Genomic DNA, 13,709 nt, shown 5'->3' on the forward strand with positions numbered 1-13,709 from the left:
GCATGCGTACGCTCTGTGCATCCACTCTGATCGGTGAGTTCTTCGTGATCGGCTTCGCCGGACTCGTCGCGATGAAGTCCGACGACCTGACCGGTGCCACGGTCTGGACGGTCTGCGGCATCGGCATGCTGCTGTCCGTGCTGCTCTGCGGGATGGTCACCCGTCCCGGCGGGGTGCAGCTCGGCTGGGCGCTGCAGATCGCCCTGGTGCTGAGCGGCTTCGTCGTCCCGATGATGTTCATCCTCGGCGTGGTCTTCGCCGGTCTGTGGTGGGCCTCGGTGCACTACGGCCGCAAGATCGACGAGGCGAAGGCCCGCTGGGCGGCCGCGCAGGAAGCCGCCGGGGCGCCGGCCGGCGGCTGACCCGGTGCCCGGTGGCCAAACCCGGCCGCCGGGCCGCCCCCGTACCCCTGTAGCCTCGGTTCACCGCACCCGCATGCCTGCAAGGAGCCGCACACCATGACCCAGCGCACCCTCGTTCTCCTCAAGCCCGACGCGGTCCGGCGCGGACTGGTCGGCGAGATCGTCGGGCGGATCGAGCGCAAGGCCGGCTGGCGGATCACCGCACTGGAGCTGCGTACCCTCGACCGCGCCACGCTGGAGCAGCACTACGCCGAGCACGTCGGCCGCCCGTTCTACGAGCCGCTCGTCGAGTTCATGCAGTCCGGCCCGATCGTGGCGCTGGTCGCCGAGGGCGAGCGGGTCATCGAGGGCATCCGTACGCTGGCCGGCCCCACCGACCCGATCGCCGCCGCGCCCGGATCCATCCGGGGCGACTTCGGCACCATCACCCGGGAGAACCTCATCCACGCCTCGGACTCCGAGGAGTCCGCGGAGCGGGAACTGAAGCTCTTCTTCCCCGGACTCGTCTGATCCGCGATCAGCCGAACAGCGCTCATGACCTGGGGCGACCGAATTAATTCGGTCGCCCTTCGGTATAGGGTCCCAGATCGCGGGAACGCATCCCTCCGACGTAACGTCACCATGAGTGGAACGGCCACCCGTTCCGCCCACAATGGCGAAGGACCCTCGCGCGGTGTCCGTCAATACGGCACTACGATGGAATCTTCCACGCCCGCAGCGCTCACCTCGCCGTCCAGAACAAGCCACATCGCTTTCTCGGAAGGCCCGACGCATCCTCAATGGGGAACAAGGGGAAATCAATGTCGTTCATCGGCCGTGACATGGCTATCGACCTCGGGACTGCCAACACGCTGGTGTACGTCAGGGGGCGCGGCATCGTCCTGAACGAGCCGTCCGTCGTGGCCATCAACACCAACACCGGCGGCATCCTGGCGGTCGGCTCCGAGGCCAAGAAGATGATCGGGCGTACACCGGGCAACATCGTTGCCGTACGGCCCCTGAAGGACGGCGTGATCGCCGACTTCGAGATCACCGAGCGGATGCTCCGCTACTTCATCCTGAAGATCCACAAGCGCCGCTACCTGGCCCGCCCGCGGGTCGTCGTCTGCGTGCCCTCCGGCATCACCGGGGTCGAGCGACGCGCCGTCATCGAGGCATCGACGCAGGCCGGTGCGCGCCAGGTGCACATCATCGAGGAGCCCATGGCCGCGGCCATCGGCTCCGGGCTGCCGGTCCACGAGGCCACCGGCAACATGGTCGTCGACATCGGTGGCGGCACCACCGAGGTCGCGGTCATCTCGCTGGGCGGAATCGTCACTGCCCAGTCGATCCGCGTCGCCGGCGACGAGCTGGACAACGCGATCATCCAGCACGTCAAGAAGGAGTACTCGCTCCTCCTCGGCGAGCGCACCGCCGAACAGATCAAGATCACCATCGGGTCGGCGTACGACATGGACAAGGACGAGCACACCGAGATCCGCGGCCGCGACCTGGTCTCCGGGCTGCCCAAGACCGTGGTCATCTCGGCCGCCGAGGTCCGCAAGGCCATCGAGGAGCCGGTCAACGCGATCGTCGACGCCGTGAAGACCACGCTCGACAAGTGCCCGCCGGAGCTCTCCGGCGACGTCATGGACCGCGGCATCGTCCTCACCGGCGGCGGCGCGCTGCTGCGCGGACTGGACGAGCGGCTGCGCCGCGAGACCGGCATGCCGATCCACATCGCGGAGGACCCGCTGGACTCGGTGGCGCTCGGATCCGGCAAGTGCGTCGAGGAGTTCGAGGCGCTCCAGCAGGTGCTGGACGCCCAGCCCCGCAGGTGAGCGATTCCGCGGGTGAACAACACCATCGGTCCGCCGTACGGAACACTGCCGTTCCGTACGGCCGATCGTTGATATACAGGCACGAATATTCCGACGAGGAAGGCACGGCCGCCGCACGTGAGGGACACACGAGAGAGCCGGCTGCTCCTGGTGCTGCTGATCGCCATCGCGTTCGCATTGATCACGGTGGATATCCGCGGGGGCGAGGAGTCGCCGGTGGACGGCGCCCGGCGGGCCGCCGCAGCGGCCTTCGGGCCGGTGGAGAACGGCGTCGCGGCCGCCGTCGACCCGGTGGGCAACGCCATAGGGGCGGTACGCGACTCCGGTGAACGGCACAACCGGATCGCCCAGCTGGAACAGCAGAACGCCGCGCTCAAGACGAAGCTCGGCAGCGACGACCGCAACCGCAACCGGGTCCGCGAGCTGGACCGGATGCTGAAGAAGTCGGCCGCCGGTCAGTACGGCATCAAGGGCGCCGAGGTCATCGCCATAGGAGCGGCCCAGGGCTTCTCCTGGACGGTCACCATCGACGCGGGTTCCAGCGACGGAATCAAGCGCGACATGACGGTGATCAACGGTGACGGCCTGGTCGGCCGGGTCACCACCGTCGGCCCGGACACCGCCACGGTGCTCCTCGCCAACGACCCCGACTTCACTGTCGGCACCCGCATGGAGAAGACCGACGAACTGGGCTTCGCCACCGGCCAGGGCTCCCAGCCGCTGTCCGTCCAGTTCCTCAACGGCAAGGCCAAGGTGAAGAAGGGCGACCGGCTGGTCACCTTCGGCTCCAGCAAGGACAAGCCCTTCGTGCCCGGCGTCCCGGTCGGCGAGGTCGTCCGGGTGGACCCGTCCGGCGGCGGCCTGACCCGTACCGTCTACGTCCGCCCGTACGTCGGCTTCACCAAGCTCGACATCGTCGGCGTCGTGGTCCAGGCCCCGCGCGAGGACCCCCGCGACATGGTCCTGCCGAAGCAGCCCGCCAAGCCGGCGAAGCCGAAGCCCACCCCCACGGTCACCGTCACCATCTCGCCCAACGGCGACATCGTCGACACCGAAGGGAACGTGGTCGGGAACATCCACGAGAGCCCGGATCCCAGCGGCGGCCCGGACCCGAGCGGCGGTCCGGACGCCACACCGAACGCCGGCAACGCGGTCAACGAGCAGAGGTAGAGCTGATTCCCATGCGTCTGAACCGGATTCTGCTCTCCACCGTCCTGGTCGTCGTCGCCCTCGTCGTCCAGGTCTCCGTGCTCGCCCGCCTCCAACTCCCCGGCGCCGTGCCCGACCTGCTGCTTCTCGTCGTCCTCGCCCTCGCCTTCGTGTACGGGCACGTCAGCGGCGCCCTCATCGGCTTCGGCGCGGGACTCCTCGCCGACCTGGCACCGCCCGCCGACCATGCGGCCGGACGCTACGCACTGGTCCTGTGCGTCATCGGCTACCTCGCCGGACTGGCGAAGCCGGAGAACGGGCAGCTGAAGTCGGCGATGGTCCCGATGATCGGGGTGGTCGCCGCGGCGATCGGCTCGACCCTGCTGTACGCGCTGGTCGGCGCGCTCGTCGGGGACACGGCGGCCCGTCATGTCGGCCTCGGCAGCCTGCTGTTCACCGCGGCCGTCTACGACCTGCTCCTCGCCCCCTTCGTCGTGCCGCTGGTCATGGCGATCGCCAGACGCACGGTGAACGACCCGCTCGCCGACTCCTCCGGCGGCGGCGACGTGGCCGCGGGCTGGCTCGCCTCCGGCACCGGACTGCGGATCGGCAGCCAGCGCGGCGGACTGCGCGTCAAGGCCGCCCGCAACCGCGCCTCCCGCGCCGGACGGATCAAGGGGGTCAAGCGACTGTGAGGCCGCACCGCAGGCGGGACACCGCGCGTACCCCCGGCCCGACCACCACCGGGGGCGCCCCGTGACCAACATCCCCGAGACCGGCCGGACCCAGCGGGTCCAGATCCGGCTCATCGTCATCCAGGTCCTCGTCTTCTCCCTGCTGCTCACCCTCGGCGGGCGCCTCTGGTACCTCCAGATCCGCAACGGCCAGGAGTACAGCGACGAGGCGAAGAACAACCACGTACAGCAGGTCGTCCAGCCCGCCGTCCGCGGCTCCATCCTCGACGCGCGCGGTGTGCCGCTCGCCGACAACGAGACCCGTCTCGTCGTCTCCGCGAGCCGCACCGAGCTGATGAAGATGAAGGACGACGGCAAGAGCGTCCTGACCCGGCTCGCCGGCGTCCTCGGCATGAAGCCCAAGGAAGTCCTCGACAAGGTCCGGCTCTGCGACTCCAAGACCCCGCAGCCCTGCTGGAACGGCTCGCCGTACCAGCCGATCCCGGTCACCGACGAGGCCACCACCCAGCAGGCCCTGACGATCCGCGAACGCGCCGAGGACTTCCCCGGCATCACCGCCGAGCCCACCGCCGTACGCCGGTACGGAGCACCCGGCAAGGCCAACACCGCCCAGGTCCTCGGCTACCTCTCGCCGGTCACCGACAACGAGATCACCAAGGCCCAGGACACCGACTCGCCGTACCTGCGCTCCGACCAGGTCGGCCGCTCCGGCCTGGAGCGCACCTACGACAAGGAACTGCGCGGCAAGGCCGGGGTCACCCGCTACGAGGTCGACAACCTTGGCCGGGTCATCGGCCAGGCCAAGAACGACAAGGCGGAGCCCGGCTCCAGCGTCGTCACCTCGATCGACGCCCGGGTCCAGGCCGTCGCCGAGTACGAGCTCAACGGGGCCATGAAGGAGGCCCGCAAGTCCTTCGACAAGAACACCGGAGAGAACTACAAGGCCGACTCCGGCGCCGTCGTCGTCATGGAGGCCAAGACCGGCCGCGTCGTCGCGATGGCCTCCCTGCCGAACTACGACCCCAACTCCTGGGTCGGCGGCATCTCCGCCAAGGACTACGCCAAGCTCACCGGCAAGAACTCCAACTTCCCGCTGCTGAACCGGGCCATCCAGGGCCAGGCCGCCCCCGGCTCGATCTTCAAGGTCATCTCCTCGACGGCCGCGGTCAACGCCGGATACCCCTTCGACGGCCACTACCCCTGCCCCAGCTCGTACAACGTCGGCGGGCAGACCTTCAAGAACTTCGAGTCCCAGGGCTACGGCGACATCACCATCGGCCGGGCCCTCGAAGTCTCCTGCGACACCGTGTACTACGGCATCGCGCACAAGGAGTGGCTGAAGGACGGCGGGATGAGCCCCAAGAAGAACGCCAAGGACTGGTTCTACAGGACCGCCCACCAGTTCGGCCTCGGCAAGGAGACCGGCATCGACCTCCCCAACGAGGTCAGCGGCCGGGTCCCCGACCGCAAGTGGAAGCAGGACTTCTACAAGGCGAACAAGGACGCCTGGTGCAAGCAGGGCAAGAAGGGCGGCACGTACGTCGAGCAGATCGCGTACGAGAACTGCCTCGAAGGCGACAAGATGCGCGCCGGTGACTCCGTCAACTACTCGATCGGACAGGGCGACACCCTCGTCACCCCGATCCAGATGGCCACCATCTACGCCGCGATCTCCAACGGCGGCACCCTCTACGACCCCACCGTCGGCAAGGCGGTCGTCAGCGGCGACGGCAAGACCGTCCAGGAGATCGAGCCCAAGTCGCACGGCAAGCTGCCCTTCAGCCGCAAGACCCGCAACGAGATAGACGGCGCCCTCGCGGGTGTCGCGACCCGCGGTTCGGCCGCCTGGCGATTCGGCGGCTGGCCGCAGGACAAGATCCCGATGCACGCCAAGACGGGTACGGCCGAGGTCTACGGCAAGCAGACGACCTCCTGGTTCGCCACGTACACCAAGGACTACTCGATCGTCATGACGATCTCCCAGGGCGGTACGGGCTCCGGCGCGTCCGGGCCCGCCGTGCGCAACATCTACGACTCCCTCTACGGTCTCGACGACTCCGGCAAGCAGGACCTGAAGAAGGCGCTGCTGCCCACCCCGCAGAAGTCCCTGCCGAAGATCCAGCAGGACGGCTCGATCGACGCCCCGGAGATCAAGCCGTACAACCCGGCCTCGCAGAAGGCCCCGGAAGAACAGACCCTCGCCGCGATCCTGGGGAGGCGTGACTGATGGCCGGCTTCTCCGTCCAGCGGTACGCCCCCGAGCGGTCCGCCTGGGGCAAGCTCACCGCCCGCGACTCCGTCGTACGCAAACTCGACTGGCCGCTGCTCGGGTCCGCGATCGCGCTCTCCTTCATCGGTTCGCTGCTGGTCTACTCGGCGACCCGGGGGCGCGACTCGCTCACCCACGGCGACCCGTACTACTTCCTCTTCCGGCACGCTCTGAACACCGGCATCGGCTTCGCCCTGATGGTCGGCACGATCTGGCTCGGCCACCGCACCCTGCGCGGCGCCGTCCCGATCCTCTACGGCCTCTCGGTGCTGCTGGTGCTGGCGGTGCTCACCCCGCTCGGCGCCACGGTCAACGGCGCCCACGCCTGGATCATCATCGGCGGCGGATTCTCGCTCCAGCCGTCCGAGTTCACCAAGATCACCATCATCCTGGTCATGGCGATGCTGCTCGCCGAGCGCGTCGACGCCGGCGACCAGCTCCACCCCGACCACCGGACCGTCGCCAAGGCCCTCGGCCTGGCGGCCGTCCCGATGGCCGTCGTCATGGGAATGCCGGACCTCGGCTCCGTGATGGTCATGGTCGTCATCGTGCTCGGCGTGCTCCTCGCCTCCGGCGCCTCCAACCGCTGGATCGCCGGACTGCTCGGCGCGGGCGTGGCCGGCGCGATCGCGATCTGGCAGCTCGGCCTGCTCGACGAGTACCAGATCGCCCGCTTCGCCGCCTTCGCCAACCCCGCGCTCGACCCGGCGGGCGTCGGCTACAACACCAACCAGGCACGCATCGCGATCGGCTCCGGCGGACTCTCCGGAACGGGCCTCTTCCACGGCACCCAGACCACCGGCCAGTTCGTCCCCGAGCAGCAGACCGACTTCGTCTTCACCGTCGCGGGCGAGGAACTCGGCTTCCTCGGCGCCGGCCTGATCCTCGTACTGCTCGGAGTCGTCCTGTGGCGCGCCTGCCGGATCGCCCGCGAGACGAGCGAGCTGTACGGCACGATCGTCGCCGCCGGAATCATCGCCTGGTTCGCCTTCCAGGCCTTCGAGAACATCGGGATGACGCTCGGCATCATGCCGGTCGCCGGGCTCCCGCTGCCGTTCGTGTCGTACGGAGGATCCTCGATGTTCGCCGTCTGGGTGGCCGTCGGACTGCTCCAGTCGATCAGGGTGCAACGGCCGATAAGCGCCTGAGCCGGTACCGCAGCACTGCCCATTCGCGCACATCACGTCTAGATTCGGGTCATGGCGGACTCGAAGCGTGAGATCGAGCGGAAGTACGAGGCCACCGCGGCCACCCGGCTCCCGGACCTGAGCCGGGTGGCCGGGGTCGTCGCCGTCGCCCACCGGGGCGTCACCGAACTGGACGCCGTCTACTACGACACCGAGGACCTCCGGCTCGCGGCGGCCTCCCTCACCCTGCGCCGCCGCACCGGCGGGAGCGACGCCGGCTGGCACCTCAAGTTCCCGGTCGCCTCCGGCATCCGGGACGAGCTGCGAGAACCCCTCTCCGAGGCCCTGCCCCGCTCCTTCGCGGGGCTGCTGCGCTCCCGGGTCCGTGACCGCGCCCTCGTCCCCGTCGTCCGGCTGGTCTCCGCCCGCGACGTCCACCACCTGCTCGACGCGGAGGGCGCCCTGCTCGCCGAGGTCAGCGTCGACCGGGTGCGGGCCGAACGGCTGACGGGCGGCGTCGGCACGGCCGCCTGGACCGAGATCGAGGCGGAACTCGCGGACGACGGCGACCCCGCGTTCCTCGACGCCGTGGAACGCCGGCTGCGCAAGGCCGGGATCCGCCCGTCCGCGTCCCCGTCCAAGCTGTCCAGGGCGCTCGCCGAGACCGCGCCGAAGCGGAGGAAGAGCCGGGCGGGCCGGGAGGAAGCCCCCACGGGCCGGAAGAAGAGCCCAGCGGGCAAGCCCCGGCAGAAGCCCACCGCGGGCGATCACGTCCTCGCGTACGTCCGCCGGCAGGCCGAGGCGATCGTCGCCCTGGACCCCGCCGTGCGCCGCGACCTCCCCGACTCCGTGCACCAGCTGCGGGTCGCCACCCGCAGGCTGCGCAGCGCGCTGCGGACGTACCGGAAGATCCTCGACCGCGACGTCACCGACCCGGTGGGGGCCGAGCTGAAATGGCTGGCCGCCGAGCTGGGCATCGACCGCGACCAGGAGGTGCTCGACGCCCGGCTGCGCTCCGGCCTCGACGCCCTGCCCCGCACTCTGGCCCTCGGCCCGGTGCGTGGCAGGCTGCGCATCTGGTCGGTGGCCCGCCGCAACGGCTCCCGCCGCCGCACCCTCGCCCTGCTCGACGGGGAGCGGTACCTGGCCCTCCTGGAGAGCCTCGACGCCCTCCTCGCCGCCCCGCCCCTGCTGCCCGCCGCGTCCCGCGCCCCGGAGCGGGCCCTGCCCCGCGCGGTGCTGAAGGAGTACCGGCGCCTCGCGGCCCGGATCGGCCGCGCCCTGGAGCTGCCGCCCGGCCACGGCCGGGACCTGGCCGTGCACGAGGCCCGCAAGGCCGCCAAACGAGCCCGGTACGCGGCGGAGGCGGCCCGGCCCGCGCTCGGCAGGCCCGCCAAGCGGTTCGCCAAACGGATGAAGGCCGTCCAGAGCCTCCTCGGCGACCACCAGGACAGCGTGGTGGCCCGCGAGGCACTGCGCGCCCTGGCCGTCCAGGCGCACGCGGCGGGGGAGCCGGCCTTCACCTGGGGACTGCTGTACGGGTGGGAGGAAGCGGCCGCCGCCGCCCGTGAGCGGGAGCTGCCGGAGGTCTGGGAGCGGGCGTCGCGGGCGGAACTCCGGGCGGCACTGGGAGGCTGAGCATCGGGGTACGCTTGATGGTCACCCTTGCCGGCTCTCGAAAGTTCGCGATGTCTGTCGATTCGGTCTTCCCACAGCTCGAAGCTCTGCTCCCGCATGTGCAGAAGCCCATCCAGTATGTCGGCGGTGAACTGAACTCCACCGTCAAGCCGTGGGACGAATGCGACGTCCGCTGGGCGCTGATGTACCCGGACGCCTACGAGGTCGGGCTCCCCAACCAGGGCGTCATGATCCTCTACGAGGTACTCAACGAGCGCCCGGGCGTGCTCGCGGAGCGCACCTACAGCGTGTGGCCGGACCTCGAAGAGCTGATGCGCGAGCACCGGGTCCCGCAGTTCACCGTGGACAGCCACCGCCCGGTCAAGGCGTTCGACGTCTTCGGGCTGAGCTTCTCCACCGAGCTCGGCTACACCAACATGCTCACCGCACTCGACCTCGCGGGCATCCCGCTGGAGGCCAAGAACCGCACGATCGACGACCCGATCGTCCTCGCGGGCGGCCACGCCGCGTTCAACCCCGAGCCGATCGCCGAGTTCATCGACTGCGCGGTCATCGGCGACGGCGAGCAGGCCGTCCTGGAGATCACCGAGATCATCCGCGCCTGGAAGGCCGAGGGCCGCCCCGGCGGCCGCGAGGAGGTGCTCTTCCGCCTCGCGAAGACCGGCGGCGTCTACGTCCCGGGCTTCTACGACGTCGAGTACCTCCCGGACGGCCGCATCGGCCGCGTCGTACCGAACAGGTCGGGCGTGCCGTGGCGGGTCTCCAAGCACACCGTCATGGACCTCGACGAGTGGCCGTACCCGAAGCAGCCCCTCGTTCCCCTCGCCGAGACCGTCCACGAGCGGATGTCCGTCGAGATCTTCCGCGGCTGCACCCGCGGCTGCCGTTTCTGCCAGGCCGGCATGATCACGCGCCCCGTGCGGGAGCGAAGCATCACCGGCATCGGCGAGATGGTCGAGAAGGGTCTCAAGGCGACCGGCTTCGAGGAGGTCGGCCTGCTCTCGCTCTCCTCCGCCGACCACACCGAGATCGGTGAGATCGCCAAGGGCCTCGCCGACCGGTACACCGAGGACAAGATCGGCCTCTCGCTGCCCTCCACCCGCGTCGACGCGTTCAACGTGGACCTGGCCAACGAGCTGACCCGCAACGGCCGCCGCTCCGGTCTCACCTTCGCCCCCGAGGGCGGCTCCGAGCGGATGCGCAAGGTCATCAACAAGATGGTCTCGGAAGAGGACCTCATCCGTACCGTCGCCACCGCGTACGGCAACGGCTGGCGCCAGGTGAAGCTGTACTTCATGTGCGGCCTGCCCACCGAGACCGACGAGGACGTCCTCCAGATCGGCGACATGGCGGTCAACGTGATCGCCAAGGGCCGCGAGGTCTCCGGACAGAACGACATCCGCTGCACCGTCTCCATCGGCGGCTTCGTGCCCAAGCCGCACACCCCGTTCCAGTGGGCCCCGCAGCTGAGCGCCGAGGAGACCGACGCCCGGCTGACCAAGCTCCGCGACAAGATCCGCGGCGACAAGAAGTACGGCCGCTCCATCGGCTTCCGCTACCACGACGGCAAGCCCGGCATCGTCGAGGGCCTGCTCTCGCGCGGCGACCGCCGGGTCGGCTCCGTCATCCGGGCGGTCTACGAGTCCGGCGGCCGCTTCGACGGCTGGCGTGAGCACTTCAGCTACGACCGTTGGATGACCGCCGCCGAGAAGGCGCTGCCCGAGTACGGCGTGGACGTCGACTGGTACACCACCCGCGAGCGGAGCTACGAGGAGGTCCTGCCCTGGGACCACCTGGACTCCGGCCTCGACAAGGACTGGCTCTGGGAGGACTGGCAGGACTCGCTCGACGAGACCGAGGTCGAGGACTGCCGCTGGACCCCGTGCTTCGACTGCGGCGTCTGCCCGCAGATGGACACCAGCATCCAGATCGGCCCGACCGGCAAGAAGCTGCTGCCGCTGTCGGTCGTGAAGTAGCCGCCCACGAGCCGCTCCCGCAAGGTGACGGCTCGGTGACGAAGGCCCGGCCCGGGAAACTCCCGGCCGGGCCTTCGCGTCGTTCACGGCATGGACTACGGCAAACACCAGGCCCCGGCGCGGTACGAAGCCGGCGAGGGCTGTCTGACCACGCTGATCAGGATCCCGGTGCGGATCGTGGTGCTGGTCGTCGTCCTGCCCGTGCGAATGGCCTGGGACGCCCTGGTGGTGGTGGCCCGCGCCGCCGAGCGCGCCCTGCTGGGCCCGCTCGGCCGCGCCCTGACCTGGCTGTACGAGTCGGTGCTCACCCCGGTCGGCCATGCGCTGATGTGGCTGGCCGCCGCGGTTTTCGTCTGGCCGTGGGTCGCGCTCTGGCGGTACGCGCTGGTCCCGGGGGTGCGGTACGGGCTGGTGGTGCCCGTGGTGTGGCTGTACGAGTCGGTGCTCACGCCGGTCGGGCACGGGCTGCGGTGGGTGTACCGGGAGCTGCTCGCACCTGCCGGACGCGGGATCCGGTGGGCCGTCGGCCGAGTGCTCCACGTCCTCGTCGTCCTGCCGGTGACCGGACTGTGGCGGTACGTTCTGGTGCCCCTCGGGCTCGGTGCCACCTGGCTGGTCGAGCACCTGGTCGTACGGCCGCTGGGGTGGCTGTACCGGGAGGTGCTCACCCCGCTCGGTCACGGCATCGCTTGGCTGCTCGACCAGCTGGCGCGCGGGATCGCGGCTGCCGGGGCCGGGCTGTGGGCGGCGGTGGTGTGGCTGGTCAGGACGCTGCTGGTCGCACCGGTCCGTTGGCTGTACCGGCGGCTCCTCTCCCCGCTGGGCCGGGAGATCGCCGACGCACTCGGCATCGCCTGGCAGGCCGCGGGGTACATCTCGCGGGCCGTCGGCCGGGCCATTGCCTGGCTGGCCCGGCATCTGATCGGGGCGCCGGTGACCTGGGCCTACCGCACGGTCTGCACACCGGTGGGCCATTTCCTGCGCGATCAGATCTGGGCCCCGGCCAGGCGGGTCGCCGTCGAGACCGGGCGGGCGGCCCGGTCGGCGCTGCGCTCGGCACGTGAGACCGTCCGCCGGGCACGCCGTGATGCCTGGCGGGCCCTGGCCGGCGGGCCGGGGGCGGTCGAGCCCGGGGAACCGGGGAGGCCGGTTACGCGTAGGCTGGGTGCTACGCAACAAACAACGACTGTGCCCAGCGCGGCGCCCGAACCAGAGATCTCCTCGCCCGGAGCGAAAAAAGCCGAGCGGGGGTGAGCCGGACCGGACACCCCGGGCCACCGCATTTCGAGGGCGGCGTGCCACCGCGTCCGCCCCGCACCGAGGAGAAGAACCACTGGGCAAGCGACAGCCCGAAGGCCCGCCGCCCGCACCGGCAGTGCAGCGCATCCGACTGCGCTACACCAAGCGCGGCCGCCTCCGGTTCACCAGTCACCGTGACTTCCAGCGCGCCTTCGAGCGGGCACTGCGCCGCTCAGAGGTGCCCATGGCCTACTCGGCCGGCTTCACCCCGCACCCGAAGGTGTCGTACGCCAACGCCGCCCCGACCGGTACGGGCAGCGAGGCCGAGTTCCTGGAGATCGCCCTCACCGAGGCCCGCGATCCGGCCGTCCTGCGCGACCTGCTCAACGCCTCGCTGCCGGACGGTCTCGACATCACCGATGCCGTGGAGGCCCGCACCTCGGGTCTCGCCGACCGGCTGACCGCCTCCGTCTGGGAGCTCCGTCTCGACGGGGTCACCGTGGCGGACGCGGCGAAGGCCGTGGCCGCGTTCAACGAGGCGGAGACCGTCGAGGTCCAGCGCCGCGCGAAGAACGGCATGCGCACCTTCGACGCCCGCGCCGCCGTGGTCGACCTGCAGGCCCTTGATCCACAGGCTGATAGGCCCGAGGACAAGCCCTGTGCGATACTGCGGCTGGTTGTTCGGCACTTGACACCTGCCGTGCGACCTGACGACGTCCTGTCCGGTCTCCGCGTTGTGGCCGACCTGGCGCCGCCGGTCCCCGCAGCGGTGACCAGGCTGGCGCAGGGGCTCTTCGACGAGGAGTCCGGCACGGTGACCGACCCGCTCGCGCCCGACCGCGAGGCAGCCCCGGCCGCTCCATCCACAGCCGCCGGGAACGCCGTCGCGACGGCGCCGGAAGGTGCAGGTTCCGCGTAAGGCGGTCGTTGCAGCGCAGCCCTCGACTCGGGAGCCATCCGGTTCGGGCCGCGCGATGACCCATAAGACTTTCGCCAGGCCGTACGCACCACGCGTACGGAACCGGCGAGCCAGACATTGAGTTCCCGTGCGGCGCCCGCGCCCCGGACGGCGGACCCGCGTACATCACGCGGACCGTGCCGGACCGGAATCAGACGCGGCGCCCGGGAGCCTGACGGGAGAACCGCCCGCATGCCCCAGTCCAATGAGCCCGGCACGACCGGGAACGCCGAAGAGAACAACGCACCCGGCGACAAGCTGCCGCCGCGCCGCAGGCGCCGCGCCGCGTCCCGCCCGGCCGGTCCGCCGGTGGCGGACGCACAGGGCGCAGCCGCCGAAGCGGCCGCGCCGGCCATACCGGCCGTTGACGCCGCTGTGTCCGACAGCAAGCCCGCCGACGACGGGAGCGCCGCGTCGGCGGAAGCCGCGCCGCCCGCCCGTACGCGTCGTCGTGCGGTGCGTAAGGCGACCGCTCC

12 protein-coding genes are annotated in these 13,709 nt (G+C 70.5%); all 12 read left to right on the forward strand.

Annotated features, from left to right (window positions below; all coding sequences use genetic code 11):
* The first annotated feature begins 2 nt into the window (after positions 1–2).
* Positions 3–362, forward strand: a complete 360-nt coding sequence (locus tag EES42_RS09655) for a DUF4233 domain-containing protein (protein ID WP_124717726.1) — start codon at positions 3–5, stop codon at positions 360–362.
* Between the two features lie 96 nt (positions 363–458).
* The gene (gene ndk / locus EES42_RS09660) at positions 459–872 is read left to right on the forward strand and encodes a nucleoside-diphosphate kinase (RefSeq protein ID WP_124717727.1); all 414 of its coding nucleotides are present in this window, start codon (positions 459–461) and stop codon (positions 870–872) included.
* Positions 873–1,162: 290 nt separating this feature from the next.
* Positions 1,163–2,182, forward strand: a complete 1,020-nt coding sequence (locus tag EES42_RS09665) for a rod shape-determining protein (RefSeq protein ID WP_124717728.1) — start codon at positions 1,163–1,165, stop codon at positions 2,180–2,182.
* Between the two features lie 117 nt (positions 2,183–2,299).
* On the forward strand, positions 2,300–3,352 hold the full coding sequence (gene mreC / locus EES42_RS09670; RefSeq protein ID WP_124717729.1) for a rod shape-determining protein MreC: 1,053 nt from the start codon (positions 2,300–2,302) through the stop codon (positions 3,350–3,352).
* Positions 3,353–3,363: 11 nt separating this feature from the next.
* Positions 3,364–4,026 carry a rod shape-determining protein MreD gene (gene mreD, locus EES42_RS09675; RefSeq protein ID WP_124717730.1) on the forward strand — a complete coding sequence of 221 codons (663 nt, stop codon included), beginning with the start codon at positions 3,364–3,366 and terminating at the stop codon, positions 4,024–4,026.
* 61 nt (positions 4,027–4,087) lie between these two features.
* Positions 4,088–6,253: a penicillin-binding protein 2 gene (gene mrdA / locus EES42_RS09680; RefSeq protein WP_124717731.1), complete on the forward strand. Its 2,166-nt coding sequence runs from the start codon at positions 4,088–4,090 to the stop codon at positions 6,251–6,253.
* Positions 6,253–7,443 carry a rod shape-determining protein RodA gene (rodA, locus tag EES42_RS09685; RefSeq protein WP_124717732.1) on the forward strand — a complete coding sequence of 397 codons (1,191 nt, stop codon included), beginning with the start codon at positions 6,253–6,255 and terminating at the stop codon, positions 7,441–7,443. The genes mrdA and rodA overlap by 1 nt, the downstream gene beginning before the upstream one ends.
* A 51-nt stretch (positions 7,444–7,494) precedes the next feature.
* A complete protein-coding gene (locus EES42_RS09690; RefSeq protein ID WP_124717733.1) occupies positions 7,495–9,060 on the forward strand; it encodes a CYTH and CHAD domain-containing protein in 1,566 nt (521 codons plus the stop codon).
* A 50-nt stretch (positions 9,061–9,110) separates the two neighbouring features.
* Positions 9,111–11,036, forward strand: coding sequence for a TIGR03960 family B12-binding radical SAM protein (locus EES42_RS09695; RefSeq protein ID WP_124717734.1), 1,926 nt, complete (start codon positions 9,111–9,113; stop codon positions 11,034–11,036).
* A 90-nt stretch (positions 11,037–11,126) separates the two neighbouring features.
* Positions 11,127–12,290, forward strand: a complete 1,164-nt coding sequence (locus EES42_RS09700; protein ID WP_124717735.1) for a hypothetical protein — start codon at positions 11,127–11,129, stop codon at positions 12,288–12,290.
* A 121-nt stretch (positions 12,291–12,411) separates the two neighbouring features.
* On the forward strand, positions 12,412–13,194 hold the full coding sequence (locus EES42_RS09705) for a TIGR03936 family radical SAM-associated protein (RefSeq protein ID WP_124717736.1): 783 nt from the start codon (positions 12,412–12,414) through the stop codon (positions 13,192–13,194).
* Between the two features lie 231 nt (positions 13,195–13,425).
* Positions 13,426–13,709: hypothetical protein (locus tag EES42_RS09710; protein WP_164495235.1), on the forward strand; the 284-nt coding region annotated here is incomplete at its 3' end.

The organism is Streptomyces sp. ADI95-17 (assembly GCF_003846175.1).
GTDB lineage: Bacteria > Actinomycetota > Actinomycetes > Streptomycetales > Streptomycetaceae > Streptomyces > Streptomyces sanglieri.

Excerpts from the sequence above, each read along its gene's own strand:
- ndk (WP_124717727.1), top strand. The coding sequence starts at position 459 with ATGACCCAGCGCACCCTCGTTCTCCTCAAGCCCGACGCGGTCCGGCGC.
- mreD (WP_124717730.1), top strand. The coding sequence starts at position 3,364 with ATGCGTCTGAACCGGATTCTGCTCTCCACCGTCCTGGTCGTCGTCGCC.
- EES42_RS09695 (WP_124717734.1), top strand. The coding sequence starts at position 9,111 with ATGTCTGTCGATTCGGTCTTCCCACAGCTCGAAGCTCTGCTCCCGCAT.
- EES42_RS09665 (WP_124717728.1), top strand. The coding sequence starts at position 1,163 with ATGTCGTTCATCGGCCGTGACATGGCTATCGACCTCGGGACTGCCAAC.
- EES42_RS09690 (WP_124717733.1), top strand. The coding sequence starts at position 7,495 with ATGGCGGACTCGAAGCGTGAGATCGAGCGGAAGTACGAGGCCACCGCG.
- EES42_RS09700 (WP_124717735.1), top strand. The coding sequence starts at position 11,127 with ATGGACTACGGCAAACACCAGGCCCCGGCGCGGTACGAAGCCGGCGAG.
- rodA (WP_124717732.1), top strand. The coding sequence starts at position 6,253 with ATGGCCGGCTTCTCCGTCCAGCGGTACGCCCCCGAGCGGTCCGCCTGG.
- EES42_RS09655 (WP_124717726.1), top strand. The coding sequence starts at position 3 with ATGCGTACGCTCTGTGCATCCACTCTGATCGGTGAGTTCTTCGTGATC.